The organism is Actinoplanes nipponensis (assembly GCF_016862275.1).
Taxonomy (GTDB): Bacteria; Actinomycetota; Actinomycetes; order Mycobacteriales; family Micromonosporaceae; genus Actinoplanes; species Actinoplanes nipponensis.
Genome location: NZ_BOMQ01000016.1, coordinates 1 through 25,044 on the forward strand (window position 1 = coordinate 1; position 25,044 = coordinate 25,044).

Annotated in this window: 28 protein-coding genes and 1 tRNA gene; 12 read left to right on the plus strand and 17 right to left on the minus strand. The window is 73.9% G+C overall.

Features of this window, described 5'->3' with window-relative positions:
* Positions 1–623 precede the first annotated feature (623 nt).
* Positions 624–932, minus strand: coding sequence for a hypothetical protein (locus Ani05nite_RS05835; RefSeq protein WP_203765810.1), 309 nt, complete (start codon positions 930–932; stop codon positions 624–626).
* A gap of 351 nt (positions 933–1,283) precedes the next feature.
* Between Ani05nite_RS05835 and Ani05nite_RS05840 the strand changes: the two genes are divergently transcribed.
* Positions 1,284–1,356 (plus strand) — tRNA-Lys (locus Ani05nite_RS05840).
* A 91-nt stretch (positions 1,357–1,447) separates the two neighbouring features.
* On the opposite strand, the gene Ani05nite_RS05845 is transcribed toward Ani05nite_RS05840, so the two are convergent.
* Positions 1,448–2,242 carry an SDR family NAD(P)-dependent oxidoreductase gene (locus Ani05nite_RS05845; protein ID WP_203765811.1) on the minus strand — a complete coding sequence of 265 codons (795 nt, stop codon included), beginning with the start codon at positions 2,240–2,242 and terminating at the stop codon, positions 1,448–1,450.
* A 12-nt stretch (positions 2,243–2,254) separates the two neighbouring features.
* Positions 2,255–3,292, minus strand: a complete 1,038-nt coding sequence (locus tag Ani05nite_RS05850) for a fatty acid desaturase family protein (protein ID WP_203765812.1) — start codon at positions 3,290–3,292, stop codon at positions 2,255–2,257.
* 150 nt (positions 3,293–3,442) lie between these two features.
* On the opposite strand from Ani05nite_RS05850, the gene Ani05nite_RS05855 reads away from it, so the two are divergent.
* Both Ani05nite_RS05855 and Ani05nite_RS05860 read left to right on the plus strand, forming a co-directional pair.
* Complete coding sequence (locus tag Ani05nite_RS05855) at positions 3,443–4,729, plus strand: sensor histidine kinase (protein ID WP_203765813.1); 1,287 nt, start codon at positions 3,443–3,445, stop codon at positions 4,727–4,729.
* A complete protein-coding gene (locus Ani05nite_RS05860; protein WP_203765815.1) occupies positions 4,681–5,316 on the plus strand; it encodes a response regulator transcription factor in 636 nt (211 codons plus the stop codon). The genes Ani05nite_RS05855 and Ani05nite_RS05860 overlap by 49 nt, the downstream gene beginning before the upstream one ends.
* Here the strand turns inward: Ani05nite_RS05860 and Ani05nite_RS05865 are convergent.
* A complete protein-coding gene (locus Ani05nite_RS05865; RefSeq protein ID WP_203765817.1) occupies positions 5,313–5,654 on the minus strand; it encodes a hypothetical protein in 342 nt (113 codons plus the stop codon). The two genes, Ani05nite_RS05860 and Ani05nite_RS05865, sit on opposite strands and share 4 nt — an antisense overlap.
* 25 nt (positions 5,655–5,679) lie before the next feature.
* The gene (locus Ani05nite_RS05870) at positions 5,680–6,714 is read right to left on the minus strand and encodes a WD40/YVTN/BNR-like repeat-containing protein (RefSeq protein WP_203765818.1); all 1,035 of its coding nucleotides are present in this window, start codon (positions 6,712–6,714) and stop codon (positions 5,680–5,682) included.
* A gap of 73 nt (positions 6,715–6,787) precedes the next feature.
* On the opposite strand from Ani05nite_RS05870, the gene Ani05nite_RS05875 reads away from it, so the two are divergent.
* The 3 genes from Ani05nite_RS05875 (at position 6,788) to Ani05nite_RS05885 (ending at position 9,210) form a co-directional block, all read left to right on the plus strand.
* The gene (locus Ani05nite_RS05875; RefSeq protein WP_203765819.1) at positions 6,788–7,297 is read left to right on the plus strand and encodes a nuclear transport factor 2 family protein; all 510 of its coding nucleotides are present in this window, start codon (positions 6,788–6,790) and stop codon (positions 7,295–7,297) included.
* 92 nt (positions 7,298–7,389) lie between these two features.
* Entirely contained in the window at positions 7,390–7,980 is a 591-nt protein-coding gene (locus Ani05nite_RS05880) for an antibiotic biosynthesis monooxygenase (protein WP_203765820.1), read from the plus strand.
* A gap of 42 nt (positions 7,981–8,022) precedes the next feature.
* Positions 8,023–9,210 (plus strand): MFS transporter, encoded by a 1,188-nt coding sequence (locus Ani05nite_RS05885; RefSeq protein WP_239129366.1) that lies wholly within the window; start codon positions 8,023–8,025, stop codon positions 9,208–9,210.
* Between the two features lie 3 nt (positions 9,211–9,213).
* Here the strand turns inward: Ani05nite_RS05885 and Ani05nite_RS05890 are convergent, their stop codons facing one another.
* A complete protein-coding gene (locus Ani05nite_RS05890) occupies positions 9,214–9,780 on the minus strand; it encodes a TetR/AcrR family transcriptional regulator (RefSeq protein ID WP_203765821.1) in 567 nt (188 codons plus the stop codon).
* 32 nt (positions 9,781–9,812) lie between these two features.
* Here Ani05nite_RS05890 and Ani05nite_RS05895 point away from each other — a divergent pair, with 32 nt between their 5' ends.
* The 4 genes from Ani05nite_RS05895 (at position 9,813) to Ani05nite_RS05910 (ending at position 13,833) form a co-directional block, all read left to right on the plus strand.
* Positions 9,813–10,406, plus strand: coding sequence for a TIGR03086 family metal-binding protein (locus Ani05nite_RS05895; protein ID WP_203765822.1), 594 nt, complete (start codon positions 9,813–9,815; stop codon positions 10,404–10,406).
* A 76-nt stretch (positions 10,407–10,482) separates the two neighbouring features.
* On the plus strand, positions 10,483–12,321 hold the full coding sequence (locus Ani05nite_RS05900; protein WP_203765824.1) for a sensor domain-containing diguanylate cyclase: 1,839 nt from the start codon (positions 10,483–10,485) through the stop codon (positions 12,319–12,321).
* Positions 12,322–12,372: 51 nt separating this feature from the next.
* Entirely contained in the window at positions 12,373–13,329 is a 957-nt protein-coding gene (gene ligD, locus Ani05nite_RS05905) for a non-homologous end-joining DNA ligase (protein WP_203765825.1), read from the plus strand.
* 54 nt (positions 13,330–13,383) lie between these two features.
* Entirely contained in the window at positions 13,384–13,833 is a 450-nt protein-coding gene (locus Ani05nite_RS05910; RefSeq protein WP_203765826.1) for a YdeI/OmpD-associated family protein, read from the plus strand.
* A gap of 2 nt (positions 13,834–13,835) precedes the next feature.
* Here the strand turns inward: Ani05nite_RS05910 and Ani05nite_RS05915 are convergent, their stop codons facing one another.
* The 3 genes from Ani05nite_RS05915 to Ani05nite_RS05925 form a co-directional block, all read right to left on the minus strand.
* Positions 13,836–14,534 carry a hypothetical protein gene (locus tag Ani05nite_RS05915; protein WP_203765827.1) on the minus strand — a complete coding sequence of 233 codons (699 nt, stop codon included), beginning with the start codon at positions 14,532–14,534 and terminating at the stop codon, positions 13,836–13,838.
* A 182-nt stretch (positions 14,535–14,716) separates the two neighbouring features.
* Positions 14,717–15,589: a MerR family transcriptional regulator gene (locus Ani05nite_RS05920; protein WP_203765829.1), complete on the minus strand. Its 873-nt coding sequence runs from the start codon at positions 15,587–15,589 to the stop codon at positions 14,717–14,719.
* 34 nt (positions 15,590–15,623) lie between these two features.
* Positions 15,624–17,303, minus strand: coding sequence for a GGDEF domain-containing protein (locus tag Ani05nite_RS05925; protein WP_203765830.1), 1,680 nt, complete (start codon positions 17,301–17,303; stop codon positions 15,624–15,626).
* Between the two features lie 176 nt (positions 17,304–17,479).
* Here Ani05nite_RS05925 and Ani05nite_RS05930 point away from each other — a divergent pair, with 176 nt between their 5' ends.
* On the plus strand, positions 17,480–18,115 hold the full coding sequence (locus tag Ani05nite_RS05930; protein ID WP_203765832.1) for a hypothetical protein: 636 nt from the start codon (positions 17,480–17,482) through the stop codon (positions 18,113–18,115).
* On the opposite strand, the gene Ani05nite_RS05935 is transcribed toward Ani05nite_RS05930, so the two are convergent.
* From Ani05nite_RS05935 to Ani05nite_RS05955, 5 genes are read right to left on the minus strand one after another with little or no spacing between them, the layout of a single operon-like run.
* Positions 18,105–18,449: a thioredoxin family protein gene (locus tag Ani05nite_RS05935; protein WP_275410504.1), complete on the minus strand. Its 345-nt coding sequence runs from the start codon at positions 18,447–18,449 to the stop codon at positions 18,105–18,107. The genes Ani05nite_RS05930 and Ani05nite_RS05935 overlap by 11 nt on opposite strands.
* Positions 18,431–18,811, minus strand: a complete 381-nt coding sequence (locus tag Ani05nite_RS05940; protein ID WP_203765833.1) for a MerR family transcriptional regulator — start codon at positions 18,809–18,811, stop codon at positions 18,431–18,433. The genes Ani05nite_RS05935 and Ani05nite_RS05940 overlap by 19 nt, the downstream gene beginning before the upstream one ends.
* 53 nt (positions 18,812–18,864) lie before the next feature.
* The gene (locus Ani05nite_RS05945) at positions 18,865–19,395 is read right to left on the minus strand and encodes a GNAT family N-acetyltransferase (protein ID WP_203765834.1); all 531 of its coding nucleotides are present in this window, start codon (positions 19,393–19,395) and stop codon (positions 18,865–18,867) included.
* Entirely contained in the window at positions 19,392–20,573 is a 1,182-nt protein-coding gene (locus Ani05nite_RS05950; protein ID WP_203765835.1) for a serine hydrolase domain-containing protein, read from the minus strand. Before Ani05nite_RS05950 ends, Ani05nite_RS05945 begins: the two co-directional genes overlap by 4 nt.
* A gap of 9 nt (positions 20,574–20,582) precedes the next feature.
* A complete protein-coding gene (locus Ani05nite_RS05955) occupies positions 20,583–20,957 on the minus strand; it encodes a DUF427 domain-containing protein (protein ID WP_203765836.1) in 375 nt (124 codons plus the stop codon).
* A gap of 179 nt (positions 20,958–21,136) precedes the next feature.
* Between Ani05nite_RS05955 and Ani05nite_RS05960 the strand changes: the two genes are divergently transcribed.
* Positions 21,137–22,336: a DUF3761 domain-containing protein gene (locus Ani05nite_RS05960; RefSeq protein WP_203765837.1), complete on the plus strand. Its 1,200-nt coding sequence runs from the start codon at positions 21,137–21,139 to the stop codon at positions 22,334–22,336.
* Positions 22,337–22,342: 6 nt separating this feature from the next.
* Here the strand turns inward: Ani05nite_RS05960 and Ani05nite_RS05965 are convergent, their stop codons facing one another.
* From Ani05nite_RS05965 to Ani05nite_RS05975, 3 genes are all read right to left on the minus strand, one after another.
* Positions 22,343–22,711, minus strand: coding sequence for an AtzH-like domain-containing protein (locus tag Ani05nite_RS05965; protein ID WP_203765838.1), 369 nt, complete (start codon positions 22,709–22,711; stop codon positions 22,343–22,345).
* 64 nt (positions 22,712–22,775) lie between these two features.
* Complete coding sequence (locus Ani05nite_RS05970) at positions 22,776–24,392, minus strand: regulator (RefSeq protein ID WP_203765840.1); 1,617 nt, start codon at positions 24,390–24,392, stop codon at positions 22,776–22,778.
* Entirely contained in the window at positions 24,389–25,042 is a 654-nt protein-coding gene (locus tag Ani05nite_RS05975) for a cysteine hydrolase family protein (protein WP_203765842.1), read from the minus strand. Before Ani05nite_RS05975 ends, Ani05nite_RS05970 begins: the two co-directional genes overlap by 4 nt.
* Positions 25,043–25,044 lie beyond the last annotated feature (2 nt).

Here is a 25,044-nt window from a genome sequence, read left to right on the forward strand (position 1 = left end):
GGGGGAGGGGGCGAGGGGGCGAGGGGGCGAGGGGGCGAGGGGGCGAGGGGGCGAGGGGGCGAGGGAGCGGATGAGCGAGTGAGCGGGCGGCGGGCAGTGGGCGGGGCGAGCGGGCAGCGGGCGGGCGACCCGGGGAAGTGAGACGGCCAGGGAGTGGGCGGGCGACCAGTGGAGGGGGCTGGTGACCAGGGAGTGGGCGGGCGACCAGTGGAGCGGGCAGGCGACCAGAGAGCGGCCAGACGACCAGGCGAATGGTCGGGCGGCCAGGGGGTGGGTGGCGACCAGGAGAGTGGGACGACCCGGCGAGCGGGGCAATCAGGGGAGTGGGCGGGCGCGGGCGAGCGGTAATCAGGCGAGCGGTAATCAGGCGAGCGGTAATCAGGCGGGTGAGTGAGCGGGGTGGGTAAGTGGGCGGAAAGGTGAAAAAGGTCGTGTGGTTCGCGCCCGCGCCAGGGCATTCCGCCGAACAGCCACCCCGACCTCCGGCGCGCTGCTCCTGCGGGGCCTGCCACCGTTCGTGACAACCACCGAGTCCGGCTCGTTCGCGGTTGGGGTGGGCGCCCGACCCGGGATCCGACCCGGGCATCCCCTCGTGTCGCGGCTGGTAGGCGGCCGGGACGTCCTCAGCGATCCCGTCGGGCCGCGGTGGCCTCGCCGCGGTAGGCGTGCAGGTCGTGACGCGCTCGGTGGCGGCTGCGGCGGCGGTCCGCTCGGCGGAGGTGGTACCACTCCCGGGCGCCGTTGTCGGTTCTGAGGCAGTTGAAGGTGGCGGTGGGACCCCAGTGGCAGCCGCCTGGGCGGGGCTCCGGCGGGGTGATCCGGTCGGGCAGGGTGCACAGCCCGGACCGGTGGTCGTGCACCGGCACGCAGGTCGTCATCGGTGTGTCGGCCAGCCTGACCCAGCGGGGACGGGTGCTGTCGGTCCTGCTCATACGGTCGCCTCTCGGCTCCGTGACGCCCCGGGGTGGGGCCGTCATGAGACCGGGTGCACCGTGACCACCTCCCGAGCCGGAGAGCCGAACGAACTCAGGCCGACGTTACCGGCGGGCGGCAAGAAACGCGGCGGGGCCGTTAATGCGTTGAGGCCGCCGCCGGTGATCTCTACCGTGGGAACCAACACCGCACGATGTGACCGGCCGAAGGGGGCCCGACGATGTTCCGCACGATGAACGGTAAGCGGATGACGCGCCCCGGAACGGGCCGGCGACGCGGCTGAACGCCGCGATCAGTGCGCCGCCCCCGGGGGATTCCGGAGGGCGGTTTTTTCATGCCCGGCAACACCAGTGCCGCTAGCTCAACAGGCAGAGCATCCGTCTCTTAAACGGAGGGTTCGGGGTTCGATTCCCCGGCGGCGCACCGCAGGCGGAGCGTTGGCTGCTCATCCGCCCCTCATAAGGGCGGCCGGCCCGGTTCGACACCGGGGCCTGCGACCAACGGCCGGCCCGCGTCACGTCGTGGTGCGCAGCCAGCCGCCGTCGATGTAGTACGTCGAGCCGACCGCGTAACTCGCCCGGGGTGAGCACAGGAAGACGAACAGGTCGGCGATCTCGGCCGGGTCCGCGAACCGCCCGATCGGGGCGTTGTCGTGCGCGACCTGCGTCAGGTGCTCCTGCCACGACCGGTCCGTGCCCGCGGTCAGCGCCCGCGCGGTCTTCTCCCAGTCCGGGGTCATGACCAGGCCCGGGTTCACCGCGTTGACCCGGATGTTGTCGCCGATCAGCTCGTTGGCCAGGCACTTGGAGAACATCACCAGCGCCGCCTTGGTCACGTTGTAGATCGGCTCGTAGCCCAGCGGCTGGGTCGCGCAGATCGACGCGTTGTGCAGGATCACCCCGCCGCCGCGGGCCTTCATCTGCGGGGCGAACCGGCGGGCCAGCCGGACCGCGGCCATCACGTGCAGCTCCCAGTACGCCTGCCAGCGCTCGTCGCTCGCCTCGAGGATGGTTTCCTCGCTGCCCGTGCCGGCGTTGTTGATCAGGATGTCGGCGCCGCCGAACTCGTCGATGACCGCCCGCTCCAGCCGGACCGGGCCATCGGGTCCTCCGATGTCGGCGGCCACCCCGATGACGCGTACCGGATGTTGTTCTCGGAGCTGGTCCACGACGGCCCGCAGGCGGGTCTCGTCGCGGGCGCACAACGCCAGGTGAACGCCCTCGGCCGCGAGGCCGCGGGCGATCGCCAGGCCGATGCCGACCGTGCCGCCGGTGATGACCGCAACCTTGCCGGTGAGCTGGAGGTCCATGCCCCCACGCTCTCACACCGCGGCGGGCTGCTTCTTGGTCTCGCGCAGCGGGGCGCCCACCTCGTGCAGGTAACGCAGCGCCTGCCGGTACGACTCGATCAGGCTGGTCGACTCGTAGGAGACGCCGATCTCGGCGCAGTACGCCTCGACGATCGGCTGCACCTTGCGCAGGTTGGGCGTCGGCATGGCCGGGAAGAGGTGGTGCTCGATCTGGTAGTTCAGGCCGCCCATGGCCGCGTCGGTCAGCCAGTTGCCGGTCACGTTGCGGGAGGTCAGCACCTGCTTGCGCAGGTAGTCCTCGGTGCCGTCGGGGTGCGGCATGCCCTTGTGGTTCGGGGCGAACGTCATGCCCAGGTAGACGCCGAACAGCGCCTGGTGCACGACGAGGAAGGCGATGGCCTGCAGCGGCGACAGGACGATGAACAGCGCGCTCAGGTAGCAGATCGCGTGGATGATCAGCAGCCCGGCCTCGAGGTTGCGGCTCTTCATGTCGCCGCGGATCAGCGCCTTGACGCTGGAGATCTTCAGGTCGATGCCGAGCAGGGTGAGCAGCGGGAACAGCAGCCCCGCCTGGTGCCGGGTGATGAAGCCCTTCAGCCCGCGCCGGCCCCAGGCCGCCTCGGTGGCCCAGATGATCACCTCGGGGGCGACGTCGGGGTCGAGGTCGTCGTGGTTCGGGTTGTTGTGGTGGCGGGTGTGCTTGTCCATCCACCAGCCGTAGCTCATGCCGACCCCGAGGTTGCCGGCGATCCGGCCGGTGATCTCACCGGGGCGCTTGGTGCGGAAGACCTGCCGGTGGGCGAGGTCGTGCGCCACCAGCGCCACCTGGGTGAAGGCCACGGCCAGGAACGCGGCCGTGACCAGGTTCCACCACGACGCGCCGATCAGGAAGAACGCGGCCCAGCCGCCGATGAGCATCAGGCTGACCACGGTCAGCCGTACGGCGTAGTACGCCGGCTTGCGCTCGAGCAGGCCCGCGCGAGTGACTCGGCGGTTCAGTTCGGCGAAGTCACTTCCGGCCGCGCGCGGCCGCTCCGTCGTTGTCGTCATTCCTTCAGGTTCCTCCCCGGGGGCCGAACGGTCAGGAGTGTCAGATCCCCGGCGATGGTGGTGCTAGCACCCCCGTTAAACGTGGGGGATTGTGCACATGGTGGAGCCGGGTTCCCCGATGCGGTCGGGACCGCCGAGGAGAATGAGGCCATGGAGACGGCAACCTGGGTACGCGACGGCCTGCGGGCCATCGCCGGCGGCGTCTTCGCGGCCGGCCTCGCCGTCACCAACCTGCCGCTGCTGGTCATGTCCGTGGTCGCGCTGGCGCTCACCCCCGTGCCGTTCCTGGGCCTGGCCCTGCTGCCCTGGGCCACCAACCTGGTCCGGATGCGCGCGAACCTGGAACGCCGGCTGGCCGCCCGGGCCGGGATCGCCATCGCCCGGCCGTACGAGCCGCCGCCGCCCCGGGCGCTGCCTGGCGGGTGGAAACGCTTCCGGTGGATCGCCACCGACCCGGCGACCTGGCGCGATCTGGCCTGGCTGCTCCCCGGCGCGATCGTCGGCCTGGCCCTCGGGCTGCTCGCGGTGGCCATCCCCCTCTACGGGATGGAGGGCATCTCGCTGCTGCCGCTCTGGCTGTACCTGAGCATCGACTCGTACGGCTACGGCGTCTTCTGGCCGATCGCCAACTTCAGCGAGGCGATGCTCTCGATGCCGCAGGGCGTGCTCTTCCTGGCCCTCGGGCTGGGCGCGGCGCCCTGGCTGCTGGAGGTCAACGCCCAGTTCGCCAAGCTCTTCCTCGCCCCGACCAAGGCCGCCGAGCTGCGCCTGCGCGTCGCCCAGCTGACCGTCACCCGGGCCGACACCGTCGACGCGCAGGCCGCCGAGCTGCGCCGGATCGAGCGCGACCTGCACGACGGCGCGCAGGCCCGGCTGGTGTCGCTGGGCATGACCATCGGCCTGGCCGAGGAGATGATCGAGCGCGATCCGGCCCGGGCCCGCAAGCTGCTCACCGAGGCCCGCGAGGCCAGCGGTACGGCGCTGCTGGAACTGCGCAACCTGGTCCGGGGCATCCACCCGCCGGTGCTGGCCGAGCGCGGCCTCGACGGCGCGGTACGGGCCCTCGCGCTGAGCCTGCCGCTGCGGGTGACCGTCGAGATGGACCTGCCGGGGCGGCCGGAGACGCCGGTGGAGTCCGCCGCGTACTTCGCCACCGCCGAGGCGCTGGCCAACGTGGTGCGGCACAGCCGGGCCCGCCACGTCCAGATCTACGTCCAGCACGTCGACGACCTGCTGCTGCTGACCGTCAGCGACGACGGCGTCGGCGGCGCCGACGCGGCTCGCGGCACCGGCTTGCGCGGCATCGCCCGCCGCCTGGCCGCCTTCGATGGCACCATGTCGGTGTCCTCCCCGCCGGGCGGGCCGACAGTCGTATCCATGGAGCTGCCGTGCGTGTTGTCCTCGCCGAAGACCTCGCCCTCCTCCGGGACGGGCTGACCCGCCTGCTCGAGGCGTTCGACTTCCAGGTGGTCGCGGCCGTGGACAACGGTCCGGCCCTGCTGCCGGCGCTGATCGAGCACCGGCCGGACGTGGCCGTGGTCGACGTGCGGCTGCCGCCCACCTTCACCGACGAGGGGCTGCAGGCGGCGATCGCGGCCCGCGCCGAGATCCCCGGCCTGCCGGTGCTGGTGCTCTCCCAGCACGTCGAGCCGCTGTATGCCCGGGAGCTGCTGAGCGACCGCAAGGGCGGCGTGGGCTACCTGCTCAAGGACCGGATCTCGAACGTGGCGCAGTTCGTCGACGCGGTGCGCCGGGTCGCCGACGGGGGCACCGCGATGGACCCCGAGGTGGTCTCCCAGCTGCTCGCCCGCCGGGGACCGCTGGCCGTGCTGACCGCCCGCGAGCGCGAGGTGCTGGGGGAGATGGCCGAGGGCCGGTCGAACGCGGCGATCGCGGCGAAGCTCTTCGTCACCGAGAAGGCGGTCAGCAAGCACATCAACAACATCTTCACCAAGCTCGGGATGCCGCCGTCGGACGACGACAACCGGCGGGTGCTGGCTGTGCTCACCTACCTCAACGGTTAGCTCGTCCGCGCCCAGGTCCAGCAGCCGCACGACCCGGATCGCCCGGACCGCGGCCCGTTCGAGGCCGTGCTGGCGCAACCGCTCGATGAGTGTCCACGGTGGAATGACGCCGCGCTCGTGGGCGGCGCGCAGCGCGGGAAGGTCGAGCCGGTGCGAGTCGGCGCCCACCGGGCGAGGCGGGCCAGCTCCCCGGCCGACCGTCGCTCCCGCCGGCGCCGCCGCCACGCCCGGGTCGCGGCCCAGGCCACGACCGCCGCGGCCAGCACCGCCCAGCCGGCCCCGCCGGCCGCCTCGCTCAGCGCGACCAGCGCGACCCGCAGCAGCACGATCGCGGCCACGAAACCCGCGGTCGAACCGCCGGGGTCAGTGCGGCCAGGCCAGCCGGGCCACCCGGCCCTGCTCGCCCGACGCCCAGCACCCGCCCGGCACGCAGCGCACCGCGTCGAAGCTGCCGGCGTCGAACTCCGTCCAGGTGCGGCCGCCGTCACGGCTGATGTCGCTGCCGCTCGGCCCCACCGCGAGCGCCGTGCGACCGCGCAGCCAGGCCGCGCCCGACCTGTACTCACCCGGCTCCGCCGGCGCCGGCTGCCACGTGCGGCCGCCGTCGCGGGTGGTCGCGGCCGCATCCGGGGCGGTCTCGGGCGTCGCGTAGTCGCCGCCGACCGCGATGCCGTGCCACGGGTCGCGGAAGGCCAGGCTGTAGACGCCGGCGCTCGGGCCGCTGGGCAACGTGCTGTCGGTGACCCGCCAGGACAGGCCGCCGTCGACGGTCGCGAAGACCCGGGCGCGCTCGCCGCCGCCGGTGGCGAACCAGGCCCGGCCGGCGCCGAAGTGGTCGGCCGAGACCAGGCAGGTGCCGCTCGCGGCGAACGCGAACTCGCCGGGCAGCGCGTCCGGCATGCCGGCGGTGGGCTGGACCCGCCAGGACCGGCCGCCGTCCGCGGTGGCCAGGATGCGGAACTTGCCGCCGACCGGGTCGGAGAGCGCCAGGCCGTGCCGGCGGTCCAGGAAGGTCACGCAGTCGTAGAACGCCGCCGGGTCGTCGTTGCGGAACGTCTCCCGCCAGGTGCGGCCGCCGTCGGCCGTCGCGTAGAGCCGAGACTGCTCGCCCTCGCCGATGGTCAGCGCGACCGCGTGCTCGGCGTCGAACGCCTCGATGTCGCGGAACTGCAGCTCGGCGGCGCCCGGCGGGTCGACCCGCTGCCAGGACCGCGCGCCGTCGACCGTCCGCAGGACCGTGCCCGCGGAACCGGCCACCCAGGCCACCCGGCCGCTGACCGGCGCCAGGCCCCGGAAGCGGGCGGTGACCCCGGTCTCGGACAGCCGCCAGGACGGGGCGGGGCGCCCGGAGGTGAAGCCCGAGGTGGCGGCGAGCGTGACGAGAGCGAGCACAACCATCGATGTCTTTCGCAGCGTCATGGATCCGGAACTTACTCCGGGGGTCCGACATCGGCAGCGGTAGGTTGGCCCGATGGGGAATCCGACGATCACCGCCTGGCGTGCCGCCGGCGAGAACGGCGACGCCGCGGCCGCCGCGGCCTGTCTCGCGCCCGCGGTCGAGATGATCTCACCGCTCACCGCGCAGTTCCGCTTCCACGGCCCGGACCAGGTGGCCCAGGTGCTGGCGAGCGCCTTCGAGGTGATCCGCGACATCCGCTACCACACCGAGGTGGGCGCGGACGACACGTGGGCGCTGTTCTACCACGGCATGGCCCGGCGGGAGCCGGTCGAGGAGGCGCAGCTGCTGCGGCTCGACGCGGACGGCCTGATCCGGGAGATCACCTTCTTCGGGCGCCCGCTGCCGGCGCTGACCGAGGTGATGGCCGGCATCGGGCCGCGGCTGCTGCGCCGGCAGCACCAGCCCGGCCTGGCCCGGCTGGTCGGCCTGGCGACGGCGCCGCTGAACGCGATGACCCGGCTCGGTGAGCGCACGATCCTGCCCCGGGCCGACCCCGCGCGCAGCCGCCGCCCCCGGCCGTGACCGTGTGCCGAGAGTCACGGCCCGTGCTTCATCACAGCTCGGCGGGGCCGTTCGCCGCCCAGCCGTGACACCGGGCATGAATCATCGGTGTCATGGAGACCGCAACACCGCCGCTCGCCGTGACCGTCGCGATCACCCGCCGGGCCGATCCGTCGCGCAACGCCGAGATGCTCGCGTGGGTCCGGGCCGGGGCCGCCCTGGCCGAGGACTTCCCGGGCTTCCTCGGGGTGGGCTGGGTGCGGCCGGTGCTCGGCTCGACCGAGTGGCACATGCTCTACCGCTTCGCCGACGCCGACGCGCTGCACGCCTGGGAGGAGTCCCCGCAGCGGCAGTGGTGGCTGTCCTCGGCACAGGGCATGGTCGAGCACACCCGGATGGAGCGCCGTACCGGCATCGAGGGCTGGTTCGACCCGCCGCAGGAGCAGCAGGTCGACGACCTGACCGGGCCGCCGGGGCCGCCGCCGCGGTGGAAGCAGGCGGTGATCATCTGGCTGGGCTTCTTCCCGGTCAGCCTGCTCGCGGCGGTGACCCTCGGGCGCCTGCTGGCCGGGCAGCACGTGATGGTCCGCACGCTGGTGACCACGGTGTGCCTGACGCCGCTGATGACGTACCTGGTGCTGCCGCGGGTGACCGGGGCGCTGCAGTGGTGGCTGCACGGCTCGCCGCCGCCGTGGCGTCGCTGAGGGCTTGACCCTCGAGCAGGTCGAGCCGTCAGGCTGCCGTCCGTGCGCCGATACGGAATCTGGCTGACCGCCGCGACGGTGTCCCTGCTGGGCACCCAGGTGCTGGGCTTCGCGATGGCCTGGGTCGCGGCCGGGCGCGGCGGTGCGTTCGCCGGCCTGGTGCTGACCGCGATCAACCTCCCGCGGGCCGCGCTGCTGCTCGCCGGCGGGGCGGTGGCCGACCGGCTCGGCGCCTGGCGGGTGATGGTCGTCGCCGACGCGCTGATGGCGGTTCTCATGCTCGGCCTCGCCGCCGCGGTCCTGCTCCGCGGTGAGCAGCCGTGGCTGCTGCTGGGCGCGGCCCTGGCCGTCGGCGTCGTGGACGCCTTCTACCTGCCCAGCTCCGGGGCCGTGCCCCGGTTGCTGGTGGGCGGCGCGGGCCTGGCCCGGGCGCTGTCGGCCCGGCAGCTCGCCGGGCAGCTGGTGGCGTCGGCCGGGCCGCCGCTGGGTGCGCTGGTGGTGGCCGCCGCCGGGATCGCCGCGGCGGCGCTCGGCAATGCGGCGACGTTCGCCCTGATGGCCGTGGTGCTGCTGGCTCTGCGGCGGGGTGGGACCGGCCCGCTGCCGGCCCCGGCGGTACGAGGCGAGGGCCTGTGGCGGCGGGTGGTCGACGGCGTGCGGCTGGCTGCCGGGGACGGGATCGTCCGGCCGGCGCTGGCGTTGACCGCGGCGGCGGCCGCCTTCTGGCTGCCGGTGACGGGGTTGCTGGTGCCGCTGCTGGCCCGCCAGCGGCAGTGGCCGGCGGCGGCGGGCGGCGCGATCGTGGGGGCCGTCGCGCTCGGCACGGCGGCCGTGGCGCTCACCGTGCTGGCGCGGGGTGCGTTCCGGCGGCCCGGCGCGGCCGCGCTGGCCGGCCTCGGGGTCGCCGCGGGCGCGACCGTCGCCCTCGCGGTGGCGCCCGGCGTGCCGGCGGCCGTCGCGGCCGCCCTGGTGGCCGGGGTGGGCAACGGGCTGTTCGCCGCGCACATCGCGCCGCTGGTGCTGGGCGCGGCGCCGGCCACCCACCTGGCCCGGATCCAGGCGGTGCTGGTGCTCGTGCAGAGCGTGCCGTTGCTGGTCACCAACAACGCGCTGGGCGGGCTGGCCGACGCGGGCTCGCCCGCGGTGGTGCTGATCGCCTGCGGGGTCGCGCTGGGCGCCGCGACGATCCTGACCGCCGTCCGCAGCGAGCTGCCGGCCGCCGCCGGGTAGCTGCTAGGAGGCGCTGTGCCAGCGGGCGCCGATCTCGGCGGGGGTGGGGGCCGCGGCGGGGAGCGCGCTGGCGGCGGCCGCGGTGGCGCGCAGGCCGGCGAGGTGGATGTCGAGGTAGCGGCGGCGCAGGTCGCGGACCCGGCCCGGGTCGCCGAGCCGGATCGCGGCGAGCTGCTCGTAGATCATCGGCAGGTCCGTGCCGGTGACGTCGCCGCGGACCGCACCCGCCCGCTGGGCCCGCTCCAGGATGCCGTCCGCCAGCGTGCCGGCCCGGCGGGCCAGCTCGCGGTGCTCCGGGGTGGGGGTGAACCGCCCGGCCAGGTAGACGGTGAGCGAGTGCACGTCGGCCTCGACGATCCCGCGCAGGAACGCGACGAAGGCCTCCCACGGGTCCTCGCTCTCGGCGGCCGAGCCGGCGACCGCGACGAACTGCCGCAGCCCGTCCAGGCAGAGCGTCGCCAGCAGCGCTTCCTTGCTGGGGTAGCGGCGGTACAGGGCGCTGATGCCGACGCCGGCGGCCCGGGCGACCGCGCCGACGGGGGCGTCCGGGTCAATAACGGAACGGTTCATTCCGTTCCGCACATGCCGAACCGGGAGAGATCATGACTGCGACCACCACCTGGACGATTCTGGACGGCGCCCACGCCGCGCTGCGGGCCACCGCCGCGGGGCTCACCACCGCCGACCTGGATCGCCCGACGCCGTGCACCCGGTGGACCGTCGCCCAGGTGCTCCAGCACGCGGCGGGCGACCAGCTCGCCTACGCCGCCGCGATCACCGGCCGGGGCGGTCCCGCCGAGGATCCGTTCGCCCCCTCCGGCGTCCTGGCCGGCCGCCCGGCCGAACTGGTGGAGCCCGCCCTGGCCGCCTCGGCCGCCGCCTTCGCCACGGTCGGTGCCTCCGGCACGGCGCCGACCCCGCTGCCGCAGGGCACCCTGCCGGCCGCCACGGCCGCGGGCGCTGCCGCCCTCGACGCGGCCGTCCACGCCTGGGACATCGCGGTCGCGACCGGCCGGCCGGCGCCGCTCGACGACGACCTCGCCGCCCACCTGCTGCCCTCGGCCCGGGCGATCGTGGAGCCGCTGCGGCAGTACGGCGCCTACGCGCCCGCGCTCGAGCCGGATGGGCACGACGGCGCCGCTGCGGAGCTGCTGCGCTACCTCGGCCGCGACCCGCACTGGACCGCGGCGAGCTGACCACCGGGAACTCCCCGGCCGTTTCGTTCAGCTCGGCCCCTCCGCGCCCGATCCTTTCCGGCGAGGAGGCAATCAGATGCGGTTGCGCAGCTGGATCGCCGTGGTCGTCAGCGTGCTGCTGCTGATGGCCGTCGGCATCGTGGGCGTCGTGGTGAACCGGTCGGCGCTGCGCGCCGCAGACACCGTGCACCACTCTGACTCGCGGGCGCTCGCCGTCAACAACGCCACCCTCGCCGGACAGGTCATCCAGCTCTCCATCCGGGAACTCAAGGCGTTCGCGGACAGCCACCCGTTCGCCTTCGGCGCCGGCAACGCCGGTGACCGTCGGGCTCTGGACGGCTACGTCGCGAAGTCCGCCTCGTTCCCCTACGGCGCCGCCATCACCACGCTCGACGGCACCGTGCTGAACGCCTCCAGCACCAACCCCCTGCCGCCGCCCACTGACGCCGGATACGGGCCCATGCGCGCCCTGCTGCTCGCCGGCAAGTTCGGCGCCTCCGCCGTCATGCAGGTGAAGGATGCCGACGGCACGCTCGTCTGGGTGCTGGCCTTCGCGGTGCCGATCAAGAGCAAGGGCGTCACCGCGGCGCTGCTGATCGGCTACAACAAGGTCGCCGACACGACACTGCAGGCCTACATCGCGCGGATCAAGTCCGCCGCGCACCTCACCGAGATCATCGACAGCACCGGGCGGATCGGTTTCACCAGCGAGAACCAGCGGATCGGCCTGCGGGTCCACGAGCGGGTGATCGCCGCCGCGGCGAAGCTCACCGACGGGTCCGCGTTCGTCCGGTACCGCTCCGGCGACACGCCGATGGTGGCCATCGTCGTCCGGAACGACTCGCTGCCCGGCGGCTGGACCTACGTCCGCACCCAGACACAGGCGTCGTTCGACGGCGCCGTGCACAGCCGCAGCCAGACGATCAACCTGACGCTGCTGGCGATGCTCCTGATCGGCGCGGTCGGCATCTCCGCCCTGGGCTACCGCACCCAGGTCCAGCGGCGCCGCGCCGACGAACGGTTCCAGGCGCTGTTCCTGCACGCCCCGGACATGGTGGCGGTGCTCGACGCGGACGGCCGGGTCGCGTACTCCAGCCCCAGCGCGGCGTCCGTGCTGCACTTCGCGGCCGGCTCGCTGCGGGGTTCGAGCGTCTTCGAGCTGGTGCACCCCGACGACCGCCCGCGGATGCGCGAGGCCTTCGCCACGCTGCTCAGCGAGCGCGACGCGGTGCTGCGGTTGCAGACCCGGATCCTCAACCGGGCCGGCAAGGCCACCTGGTTCGAGTTCACCGCGTCCAACCAGATGCAGAACCCGGCGCTGACCGGCATCGTCATCAACGCCCGGGACATCTCCGAGAACCGCGCGTTCCAGGAGCGGCTGCACCACGAGGCCACCCACGACGCGCTGACCGGGCTGCCGAACCGCCGCCGCATGCAGGACGCGCTGGGCACCTCGCTGCGCGACGAGCCGGTGGCCGTGCTCTTCGTCGACCTGGACGGGTTCAAGCCGGTCAACGACGCGCACGGGCACGAGGCCGGCGATGAGCTGCTGCGCCAGGTGGCCGAGCGGCTCAGCGCCTGCGTCCGCGCGGACGACGTGCTGGCCCGCGTCGGTGGCGACGAGTTCGTGGTGCTGATGCCCGGGGTCACCGCGCAGGCCGACGCCGACGCGATGAGCAACCGGGTCCGCATCGCGGTGGAGCGCCCGTTCCAGGTGCTCGGCGCCGAGATCGTCATCGGGGCGAGCGTGGGCGTGCACCTGGCCACCCCCGCGGACGACCCGGACCAGGCCCTGCGCGCCGCCGACCACGCCATGTACGCGGTCAAGCACCTGGGCGGCGGCCGGCGCGCGAACGCGGTCGGCGTGCCGGAGCAGCGCGAACCGGCCCGCGTGGGCCGCCACCGGGCCGAATAACCGGCCCCCAAGAGCATCCTCCGGAGCCCGGAGGTCGACTAGGTTGGCTGCATGGCCACCAAGGCGCCCGCGGTCGAGGTCGACGCCGGCGAGCACACCGTGCGGATCTCCAACCCCGGCCGGGTCTACTTCCCGGAGCTCGGGCTGACCAAGATCGACCTGGTCAACTACTACCTCAGCGTCGGTGACGGCATCGTCCGGGCGCTGCGCGAGCGGCCGTGCATGCTGCACCGCTTCCCGGACGGGCTGGCGGGGGAGAAGGTGCACCAGAAACGGGTGCCGAACGGCGCCCCGCCCTGGCTGCAGACCGTGCGCGTCACGTTCCCCCGCTACCACCGGCACGCCGACGAGCTGTGCGTGACCGGGCTCGGCGAGGTGATCTGGGCGGTGCAGATGTCCACCGTCGAGTTCCACCCGTGGAACTCGCGGCGCGCGGACACCGAGAAGCCCGACGAGTGGCGCATCGACCTCGACCCGATGCCCGAGTGCGGCTTCGACACCGTACGCCGGGTCGCCCACGTGGCCCACGAGGTCCTCGACGAGCTGGGCGTCACCGGCTACCCGAAGACCTCCGGCGGCCGGGGCCTGCACATCTACGTGCGGATCGCCCCGGAGCACGGCTTCGGCGACGTACGCCGGGCGGCGCTGGCCTTCGCCCGCGAGGTGGAGCGGCGCTCGCCGGAGGTGACCACCACGTGGTGGCGCAAGGACCGCGACCCGGAGAAGCTGTTCGTCGACTACAACCAGAACGCCCGCGACCACACCATCGCCAGCGCGTACTCGGTGCGCGGCAACCAGCGCGGGACGGTCTCCACGCCGATCCGCTGGGACGAGATCGACAGCGTCGAGCCCGACGACTTCACCCTGCTGACCGTGCCGGCCCGCTTCGCCGAGCTCGGTGACCTGCACGCGGGCATCGACGACACGGCGTTCGACCTGGCCCCGCTGCTGCAGTGGGCCGAACGCGACGAGCGGGCCGGCCTGGAGGGTCCCGCCGACGCCGACTGAACCAGCCGAACGGATCCCGCCCGACCGGCCCCGAGCCGGGTAGATTGCCTGCTCATGAGGTTTCGTGCCGAGTTGCGGGCAACGGGTGGGGCCACGACGGGGATCCCGGTCGACGACGAGGTGGTGGCCGCGCTCGGCGGTGGCGGCCGGCCCAAGGTGGTCGTGACGGTCAACGGCTTCGAGTGGCGCGGCTCGATCGCGAAGATGGGCGGCGCCTACTGGCTCGGCGTCAGCGCGGAGCGCCGGGCCGCCGCGGGGATCGCGGCCGGTGAGGTGCTGGACGTGGAGGTCGTGCTGGACACGGCCGCGCGTGAGGTGGAGGTGCCGGCCGACCTCGCGGCGGCGCTCGACGCCGAGCCGGCCGCGCGGGCCTGCTGGGACGGCCTGTCGTTCAGCAACCGGAGCTGGCACGTCCTGCAGGTCACCGGCGCGAAGACGGCGGAGACGCGGGCGCGGCGGATCGCCCGGTCGGTGGCCACGCTGGCCGAGGGCCGTGCGCGCTGAGGCTACTGCCCGCCGATGCGGTTCAGGGTCGTGCCGACCAGCTTCTGCCAGTCGGCCGAGAACTGCGGGTTGGCGCTCGCGTCGGACTTGCCCAGGCGGTAGATCGCGTACTGGTCGACGAGCACCACGTTGCCCCGGGCGACGGCGGCCACGGCCACGTCGGCGGTCGCGGCGTGCTCCTTGTCGTACTGCTTGTTGCGGGTGGTGACGAAGCCGATCCAGCCGCCCTCCTCGAGCGGGGCCGTACGGGCGGTCTCGGTGTACGCCGGCTCCTCCCGGTCGCCGGTCTTCGCCGGCTGGGACACGCTCGGCGGGCACGCGTCCGCGACCGTACGCAGCGCGGCGAGCGCGGTCGCCGCCGACACGGTGTCCTCGTAGACCAGGCCGATCTGGGTGAGGCTCTGCACACCCTCCGTGCCCTCGTCCGACAGCGGCGCGGAGACCAGCTGCGGATTGCCCGGCACGGCGGCGGGGGCGGTGTCCGCGCCGCAGATGCTGACGAGCCGGCCGGGGGCCGCGGACTCCGCCGGCGTCTTCCAGGTCGGGCCCACGTCGGCCGCCTTGAGCAGGGCGTTGCGCACGGTGTCGACGCTGATGGTGGTGCCGTCGGGCTCGGGGGTGTCGTCCGACGAACACCCGGCGAAAGCGGCGACGGCACACGCGGCGACGACGGCCCGGAGAACCCTACCGATCACAACCATCCGGCCATGATGGCAGACGCCCGGCGGTCACCTGGGCGGGGTGAGCCGCCGCCCGCCCGGACGGGGGCGGGCGGCGAGGACGCGTCCCCCTCGGCCGCATCCGACGAGGCAGAGCCCGGGCGCGGCCGCGCTGATACCTCCGGAGCCCGGTGTCGGGCAGCCGACGCGGGCGGCCGTACGGCTCAGTGCGCGCGCAGCGCGGTGAGGAACCAGCCGAGCACCGGGGCGAGCGGCTCGGCGGCGGACCAGCCGTTGACCACCGAGAGCAGTTGCCGGTACCGCTCATGGCGGGGGTCGCGGGCCGCCTCGAGCTGGGCCGCCAGCCGTTCGCGGACCGGAAACCGGCCCAGCACGGCGGCGACCACCCGCCCGGCCCCGGCCGAGGCCGGGTCGATCCCCGCCGCCTCGGCCGGCCCGGCCTCGTGGAGGACCAGCGCGACCGGGTCCCGGCGCAGCGCGGTGGGGTCGCGGTCGGCGGCGTGCCGCTCGGCCAGCGAGCGCATGACCGCGCGGAACGCCGGATCCCGGGTCAGCCCGGCCAGCTCGATCCAGGCCTCGGCCTGGGCCGGCGTGGGATCGTCGGGCGGCTCCGGTGTCAGCGAGCGGGCGATGCCGGCGAAGCCGTCCAGGCCGCGGAAGACCGCGCCGAGGAAGTCGTCGATCAGGTCGCGGCGTTCCCGCGCCGAGAGCCGGGCCAGGTCGCGCAGGTGCCGCACCTCCGACGGGTCCGATCCGGACCGCGCCGCCGCCGACAGCACGGCCCGGCGCAGCCGCAGGGCCCGGATCTGGACGTCCAGCGCCTCCAGGTGGGTGCCGGCAACCTCCGCGAGGGTCACCTCACGATCGGCCACCCGGCGGATCGTGGCCAGATCGAGCCCCAGCTCGCGCAGCGTGCGGACCAGCTCCAGCCGGGCCACGGCGGCGGGCTCGTAGCGGCGGTACCCGCCCGGGCCGCGGCTGGCCGGCGGCACGATCCCGCGGTCGGCGTAGAACCGCACGGTCTTGACGGTCAGGCCGGTACGGCGGGCCAGTTCCCCGATCGAGAGCAGTTCCATGGGCACCACTGTGCGGTCTCCCCCGGCGGGAGACTCAAGCGGTCGGCGGCGGGCCGGCCTCGACCCGGTTGCGGCCGCGGTGCTTGGCCTCGTAGAGGCGCTGGTCGGCCAGGGCCATCGCGGCGCCCAGGTCGCCGCCGCCGGGCACGACCGCCACGCCCAGGCTGATCGTCACGGCCAGCCCGGGGTGGAGCAGCTCCCACGGGTAGCCGGCCACCTGCGCCCGCAGCAGCTCGCAACGGGCCCGCGCGTCCGGCAGGTCCAGCCCGCCGAAGGCGATCAGGAACTCCTCCCCACCGAAGCGGGCCACCAGGTCACCCTCGGGGACGTGGTCGCGCAGCAGGGCGGCGATCTGCCGGAGCACCTCGTCGCCGGCGAAGTGCCCGAAGCGGTCGTTGACCCCCTTGAACAGGTCCACGTCGGCGATCGCCACGCACAGCGGCCCGGCCGACGCGACCAGCTCCGGCAGCCGCAGCTCCACCGAGCGGCGGTTCGGCAGGCCGGTCAGCGCGTCCTCGGACGCCTGCCGCTGCCAGCTCAGGTTGGCCGCCTCCAGCTCGGCGCTGCGTACCCGGTGCAGCTCCGCCTCCAGCCGGGCGTTGTCGGTCTCCAGCCGGGCGTTGTCCAGTTCGAAGTGATGCACCGCCATCCGGGCCCGGGCCGCGGCGACGTGGTTGTGCGCCTCGCGTTCGAGCGCGTGGTACGCGCGGTAGTGCCCCAGCGCGGCGGCGAAGTCGCCGACCTGCTCGTACGCCTCCGACAGCTCCCGCAGGATCTCCATGGCCATCGGCTTCTCGCCGGCCTCCCGGGCCCGGTCCAGCGCGTCCAGCAGGCCCTCGATCGCGGCGGCGGGCTGACCGCGCATGAGCCGCACGTGCGCCTGGTGCTGGAGCGCGGCCGACTCCAGCGACCGGTAGCCGTGGATCCCGGCGATCGCCCCGGAGTTCTCGATCATCCGGGCCGCCGCGGTGAAGTCGCCGGCGAGGGCCAGCAGCATCCCGTAGTTGTCCAGGCAGATCGACTCGCGGAACGGGTTGCCGGCCGCCCGGGCCAGCCCCAGCGCCTCGTCGACGTGGCCCAGCGCGCGGCGCAGGGTCTCCTCGGCGCCGTCCGCGTCGCCCTCGGCGCGCAGCCGGCTCACCTCGTGGACGGCGTTGTCGCCGACGTTGTTGAGGATGCAGAACCGGGCCTCGGCGTCCATGCCGTCGGCCATGGTGAGGGCCCGCATCAGGTACGTGGTGCTCAGGCCGCGGTCGCCCATGCTGCCGTGCACGACGCCGGTGCGGTTGTGCACCCAGTAGAGCAGGTCGCGGTCGCCGAGCCGCTGGGCGATGTCGCGGGCCCGGGCCAGCGCGTCGAGCGCCTCCTCGTGCATGCCGAGCTCGTTGAGCGGCAGGGCCTGCAGCGTCAGCACCTCGCACACCCCGGCGTCGTCGCCGGCCGCCTCCAGCACGGCTACGGCCTCACGGCAGGCGGTGACCGCGTCCTCCTGCTCGCCCAGGCGCAGCAACTGGTTGGCCAGCGACCGCAGTCCGCGGGCCTGGCCGGTGGCGTCGCCGGCGGCCCGGGCGAGCTCCGCGGCCTGACGGGCGACGCCGGAGCCGGCGCGGTAGTCGCCGGCCAGCCGGTACTCCTCGGCCAGCTCGAGCAGGACGCCGACCTGCACGACGGCGGGGTCGGCCGGGCGGCGCCCCGCGAGGCTGGTGCCGGTCATGCGCGCCTCCTCCCGCGTCCGGGGCCGCGCGGCCACCGTCGGGGGACCTCATCGCCGTACGCCGTCCCGGCCTGAGCGATTCCGCGGCACGTTTCCGGGATTACTGCCGATCACAGCTCTCCTACTGTCAGTGGCAGGCCCGGGTTGCGGGCGACCGAGAGGCCAGGAGGCCGAGCATGAAGATCCACCCGACCGTCCTTGTAGTGGCCGCCGCCGCCGTCATGACCGGGCTGACCGGTTGCGGCGCGATCGACGGCACGGCTGCCCCCGCCGCCAGCAGCGTCCCCGCCGGCATGGGCTCGCCCGACCAGGCCACCGACGGCGACGCGGCCCAGGGCGACGCGGCCCAGGGTGACGCGGCCGAGGGCGGCAGCGCGCCGGCCGGCACCGCCAAGAAGAAGGCGCCGAAGCACAACAGCACCCCCACGCACGAGAGCACCCCGTCGCACGCGCCGCAGCCCCAGGGCCCGCGGGTCGTCTCCTTCAAGGTGGTCCAGAAGCCGAAGTGCCCGGAGGGCACCGCGGTCTTCCGGTCCGAGAACGTTCCGCTGATCATCAAGTGGAAGATCACCGGCGCCGACTCCGCGGCGCTGTCGGTCGACGACCCGACCGGCACGCCCGGCACGTACGGCCCGGTCGAGCTGCAGGGCACGCAGGAGTTCACGTTCTCCTGCGGCGGCCCGGTCGGCTCGACCGAGACCCACCGGTACGACATCTACACCGTCGGCGGCGGCGCCCAGAAGCACAAGACCCTCAAGGTCTCGGCCAAGGTGCTGGACCAGGGCAAGGACGTCGGGTCCGCTAACGGTTGACGTACGGCTCGAAGGCCCCGCTCAGCGCCTGGCGCAGCTGGGACTTCGGCCGCGCCCCGACGATGGTGTGCACCACCACGCCGCCCCGGAAGAACAGCAGCGTCGGCATGGACAGCACCCGGTAGGTCCGCATCGTGACGGGGTTCTCGTCCGCGTTGAGCTGCATGATCGCCACGCCGGGGAACTCGCCGGCCAGCTCGGCCAGGGTGCGCGCGACCGGCCCGCACGGCGGGCACCACTCGGCCCAGAAGTCCACCACCACCGGCAGCGGGTTGCCGAGCACCAGCGCGGCGAAGGTGTCGTCGGTGACCTCGGTCAGCGGATCCGCAAGCATCGTCTCTCCCGTTCCTCGATGGCCTGGCTCAGCTGCCCGCGCAACCGGTCACGGACGCCGGCGAGCTGGTCCAGGCAGGTCTCGACCTCGGCGAGCTTGCGGCGCAGCACCGCGACGGAGTCGGGGCAGACGTGCCCGGTCGCGTTGCCGGCCCGCAGGCAGGCCACGAACGGCCGGATGTCGTCGAGGCCGAACCCCACCGCCAGCAGCGCCCGGATCTCGTGCACCACCCGCAGCTCGGCCTCGTCGTACCGGCGGTAGCCGTTGGCGTCGCGCTGCGGCTCGACCAGCCCGTGCTGCTCGTAGTAGCGCAGCGTGCGGGCGCTCGTCCCGGCCCGTTCGGCCAGCTCCCCGATCAGCATCCGGCTCACCTCGTTCGTTGGTCCGCGTCGCACGCTAGGCCTTGCCACCGGCGTCAAGGCAAGTGTTTGCGCATCCGGACCAGCGGTACAGCGACGCCGCCCGAGTTCTCCGTCACGTGCTCGACGACGGTGAAGCCGGCGGCCTCGTACAGCGGCCGGCCGGCCAGGGTGCCCGTCAGCTCCAGCGCGCGGAATCCCTCGGCGGCGGCCGCGGCCTCGCAGCGGTCGAGGATCAGCCGCCCGACGCCACGGCGGGCGAAGCCGGGACGGGTGTACATCGCGCGTACCTTGGCCGGCTCCCGGCTGGGATCCAGCAGCGCCGGGTCCCGTCCGCCGGAGTGGTCGCCGCCGTAGAGCGTGGCCCGCCGGCTCCAGCCGCCGCAGCCGGCGAGCTGCCCGTCGACCTCCACCACGAAGTACGTGCCGTCGTCGATCAGCTGGGTGTCCAGGCCCATGATCGCGTGGCTGGCGGCGATCTGCGCCGGGTCGAGGAATTCCCGCTGCAACTGCTCGATGGCGGCGTCGATCAGGGGCCGCAACCGCGGCAGATCGGCCGGCGCCGCCAGCCGGCTGCGCAAGGTCATGCGGACCGGTCGGCCGGGCGACGGGCGTGCGCCGGCTGCCCGGCGACGGCCACCCAGAACGCGTCGGCGTAGGGCTCGGGCACCGGCGCGGTCATCTCGCGCTGGGTGAGCAGCACGTTGACCCGGCCGCCGGCCAGGTCGGTGTAGAGGGCCGTGCCCAGCCCGCCGGTCCAGCCGTAGCTGCCGGCGGCCGGGCCCGGCGCCTCCCGGCCGGTGGCCACCGCGCCGCCGAAGCCCCAGCCCCAGCGGTCGAAGAAGCCGGGAAGCCAGAGCGCCCCGGCCTTCTCCGCGCCGGTGAGCTGGTCGGTGGTGAGCCGGGCGACGGACCCGGGGCCGAGCACCCCGGCGCCGCCGGCGAGCAGCATCCGACCGAAGGCGACACAGTCGTCCACGGTGGACACCAGGCCGGTGGCGCCGGAGACGCGCAACGGCGGCGACCAGCGGCCGGCCGGCTCCGCTCGTGCCGCCAGCCGGCCGGGCCCCGCCGGCCGGTACGTCTGGGCCAGCCGGGCCGGGTCGGTCACGCCGTACGAGGTGTCGGTCATGCCGAGCGGACCGAACAGCCGGGCCTGGAGCAGCGCCTCGAGATCCTTGCCGGTGGCGCGTTGCAGCAGCGCCCCCAGGATCTCGCCGCCGCCGTGATAACTCCATCCCGCACCGGGCTGGTGCAGCATCGGCAGCGTGCCGAGCCGGGCCAGCCACTCGTCGCGGGAGAACGGCTCCGGGTCCGGGCCGGGCCCCAGCGCCAGCTCGTCGATCCGCTCCTGGATCGGGTACGTGCCCGGCGGTGCCATGACCACGCCGTAGCCGTGGGTGTACGTCAGCAAGTCCCGCACGGTGATCGGCCGGGCCTGCGGCACGACGTCGTGCAGGGGCGCGCCGATCGTCCGCAGCACCGGCCGGCCGGCCAGCTCGGGCAGCCACCGGTCCACCGGCTCGTCGAGGGCGAACGTGCCGTCCTCGACCAGCGCCAGGGCCACGACCGCGACCATCGGCTTGGTCAGCGACGCGATCCGGAACAGCGTGTCGCGGCTCATCGCCACGCCCGTCGTCAGGTCACGCACCCCGACGCAGGCCACCTCGGCGTCGGCCGGGCCGGCGCTGACGGCGACCGCGCCGGCCAGGTCGCCGCTGTCCACGTACGGCCGCAGCGCCGCTTCGATCGGTTCCGGGCTCATTGCCCCTTTCTAGCCGCGGATCTCGATGCTGTCGACCCGGTCCGGGTAGAACGCGACGTGGTCCTTGATCTCCTTGACCGCGTCGTGCGGGTGCTCGTAGACCCAGATCGCGTCGGTCGAGCGGTCCCCGCCGGCGGTGACGGAGTAGTAGCTCGCCTCACCCTTGTACGGGCAGTAGGTGCTGGTGGCGGTGCGCTCCAGCAGCGACCGGTCGACGTCCTCGATCGGGACGTACTGCACGGCCGGGTAGGTGGCTTCCTGCAGGGTCAGGGCCCGGGTGGTGTCGGCGACGACCCGGCCGGCCACGGTGACGACGACCCGCGCGGGGTTCGGCGTGACCGTGATGGGGTGACTCGGACCGGGCTGCAGCACGGGCTTGGCCATGGTGGTGCCTTCTCTCTGTCGCGGGACTCGCCTTTCTTCAAGTTCCTCCCGGCCGGAATATTCCGGACGCGCCCGCGAGGTCACGGCCGGGCTCCCTTCCGGGTCGACCGTCGCGCCGATCGGCCCGATGTCCGATGCGGAGCCTGGTGGCGTGTCATCGGCGCTGCTACGACGAAGGCATGACCGGGACCGATGCTCGGCGGAGCCGCTGGGCCGAGCGCGAGAACGACCGCCGCCGCCGCACCTTCGCCGCGGAGATGAACGAGTGGCGCCTGCGTGACGAGACCCTGCGGGCCATGCGAGACGCCGCCGCGGGCTACACCGGACGTCCCGACGACGGCACGCTGCCGGTGGCGTTGCGCCGGGACGAGCGGATCTATCTGACACTTCCGGGGGTGTACTCCGTCGAGGCGCCCGGCGCGCACGGGCTGCCCCGGGTGGCGCCTGACGACGTACCCGTCACCCCGGCGGCGGGCCCGGTGCCCGCCGGGATCCGGGTCGGCGCCGGCGGGACCGCGGTCGTGACGAGTCGCCGGCTGTTGTTCCTGGGGCCGCAGCGCAACCGTGAGTGGGCCTACCAGCACCTGACGGGGATGGTCCACGACGCGGTCGTGCCGATGACGCTGCTGGAGGTCGGCAACCGCAAGTCCGTCTCCGGTCTGCTGGTCCACGTGTCGGCGGCGGCCGCCTTCCGGTTCCAGGTGCAACTCGCGCTCGCCGAGGCGGCGGGGATGCGGGATGCGCTCGTGGCGCGGCTGGATCTGCTCCTGGCCGAGTCGGGGCGGCGCCGGCCGCCCCCGCCGCCGCTCGCCGAGCCGGGTCAGGCGCCGGCGGGTGCCGCCTGGTCCCCGGTCGGCGTGGTCGCCGCCGCGGTGGCGGTGCTGGTGCTGCTCGTCTGCGGGATCGGCGCCCTGCTGCCGGACACCGCGGTCCGGGACGCCGCCGACGAGGCCGCCCCGGTGCGGGTGACGACGACCGCCGCGGCGCCGACCGCTCCCGCGCTCGCGATCAAGCCGGCCGTCCCGTCCCCGGCGGTGACCAGCCCCGCTCCCGCGCCCACCCGGTCGGCCTCGCCCGCGCCTTCGCGGTCCCCCTCGCCCGCGCCGAGGAGGACCACCGCGAAACCGAAGCCCAGGCCGAAGCCGCTCGCGTTGTGCGGTGCCCCGCGGAACACCGAGGGCTTCACCTTCTGCGGCGGCTCGCTGATCCGGCGGCCGGACTTCGCCGCCTGCCAGTACTTCGACTGCATCCCGGCCTTCCCCGACGGCCGGGGCTACATGATCCAGTGCGCGGACGGCATGCTCAGCATGTCCGGTGGCCGCCCGGGGTCCTGTTCCCATCACGGCGGCAACCGCCGTCCGGTCTACCGCCGCCGCTGAGTCCCCTCATTCCGGGTGGCTGACGTGGGCGGTCACGATCCGCCAGCCGGGCGGCAGCCGGACCCAGGTCTGCGACTGTCGGCCGGCCACCTCCGACCCGGGGTACCCGAACAGGGTGGTCACGACGGCCACGTCCGTGCCGTACGTGGCGATGGTCGTGTCCTTGAGCCACCGTCCCGGGGGCAGCGGCGGCTGCGCGCGCCGCCAGGCCGTCTGTTCCTCGACTCCCACCTGGTGGTCGGCGATGCCGAAGCGGACCGCTTCCGGGGCGAAGCAGCCCACGATGCGGTCCACGTCGCCGGCCACGAGGGCGTCCTCGTAGTCCGCGAACGCCGCGGTGACCTCGGCGACGACATCCGGGCGGTTGAGCTGCATGACACCTCCTGGTCGGGGTGCGGCGGCCCGGCGGGAGACGCCGGGCCGCCGGTCGTTCGTGGGCTCAGGAGACCGCGCTGGTCTCCGGCCGGGGTGTGGGCACGCCGCCCTCCGGCGCCTCGGTGAACTCGTTGCCGCCCTGGTGCCGGCGTTCGAGCGCCAGCTCCTCGGCATCCGGCACCCGGGGCGCCGGCTTGGTCAGGGCGAACAGCACGCAGATCACGGTCAGCAGCAGGTAGCCGAGGCTGACCTGACCGTCGGCGTTCCACTGCACCTTCTCCGCGTGGATCAGGCCGATGAAGGTCAGCACCGCGCCCGTACCGGAGAAGACCGCCGCGTGCCAGAAGCGCTTGTCGATGATGAACGCGACGATCGCGCCCAGCACCAGCCCGGCCAGGATCGCCCCGGAGCCCAGCGTCTTGAGGCCGTCGTAGACCACCCCGGCGCCGGCCAGGGCGCCGATGCCGACCTCGGTGGCGCTGGTCCCGGCCGCCGCGAGGGCGTTGTCCATCTGCCCGGTGGCCCAGCTGGCGATGTTCGGGATCAGGGCGGCGACCACGGCCGCGGCGTGTGCCCGCGGCGTGGCCTGGAAGGCCTGGGCGCCGATCAGCAGGCCGATGTAGAGCAGGATCGGCACGATCGCGGCGGTCGGGAAGATGGTGCCGAGCAGGCCGAACATCCCGAAGAAGCAGAGCAGCGCGATGACCACGCCGGTCGCCATCGAGTAGCCGGTGCGGCCGCCGGCCGCCTTCCAGCCGGGGTGTCCGACGTAGACGGCCGGGGGGAACGGCGAGCCCAGCAGGGAGCCGACGACCGCGCCGCCGCCGTCGGCGAGCAGCACGCTGCGCAGGTTGTAGCGGTCCCCGGCGGTGGCCGCGCTCTCCACGTTGGTCATCGCCTCGGTGAAGTTGTAGACGCCCAGCGGGATCGCCGTGGCCAGCAGCGGGGCCATGTCGCGCAGGCCGTCGACGAGCAGCCCGGCCTTCAGGTGCGGGAAGGCGAACGCGATGTCCTGGGCGGCGGCGGTCACGTCCGGCACCGACATGGCGCCGCCGAGCCAGCCGATGGCGCTGCCGAGCAGCAGCGCGACCAGCCCGATGGGCAGGTTGAAGGGCAGCCGGACATCGGTGAGCAGACCGATCAGCAGCAGGCCGAGGACCGGCAGGGCGATCCACGCGGCCTTCCACATCTGTCCGGCCGGGTTCATCGAGATGAAGGTGATGGAGATGCCGGCCAGGGTGCCCAGCAGGGCGGCGCGGGGCGCGTACCGGCGGATGTACGGGCCGACGAAGGCTCCGATCAGCACGATCACCCCGATGATGAACGCCCACGCGACGCCGGCCGTCCACGCCTGGACCGGGTCCTTGGTGCGCAGGTAGATCGGCAGCATGATGACGAAGATGACGATGAACATGTGCGGCACGCTGGGGCCGTACGGCATCGCGGTGACGTCGGCGCGGTTCTCCTGCACGGCGAGCCGGCGGGCCAGGTACGTGTAGTACATGTTGCCCAGCACCAGGGCGATGCCCAGCGCCGGCAGGATGACCCCGAAGACGTCACCGGGGTCCATCCCGATCACGCCGATGCACAGGCCGGTCAGCGTGAGCACGTTGACCAGGACGTTGACGCCGAAGCCGAAGAACGCGTTGGTGTCGCCGCGTACCCAGTAGGGAAGTTTCATGGCTGCTCCTTCAGGGTGACCGAGGTGGAGTCCGCGACCCAGCCGAAGATGCCGCCCTGGGCGGCGATCATCTGCAGGCCGACGCGCTGGAATTCGGGGAAGTAGGAGCCGACGCAGTCGGCCAGCACGAGGCACTCGTAGCCGCGGTCGTTGGCCTCGCGGACCGTCGTGTGCACGCACACCTCGGTCGTCACGCCCGTCACCAGCAGGCTGCGGATGCCGCCCTTCTCGAGCAGCTCCTGCAGCTCGGTGGCGTAGAAGGCGCCCTTGCCGGGCTTGTCGACGACCGCCTCGCCGGGCCGGGGCCGGAGTTCGTCGATGATGTCGTGGCCGTACTCGCCGCGGATGAGGATCCGGCCGTTGGGTCCGGGCCGGCCGATCAGGCCGCGGGCGAGTTTGGCCGGCGGGCAGTCGGACAGGTCCGGCCGGTGGCCCTCCCGGGTGTGGATGACCGGCAGGCCGGCGGCCCGCCAGGTGGCCAGGAACGCGGCCAGCGGGGCGATGGTGCGGCGCAGCTGCGAGACGTCGTTGCCGAGGCTCTCGCCGAAGCCGCCCGGCTCGAGGAAGTCCCGCTGCATGTCGATGACCAGCAGCGCCGTGCTCTCCGGGGCGAAGGTGAAGGGTGCCGGCAGCGCTTCGACGGTCGGCACGG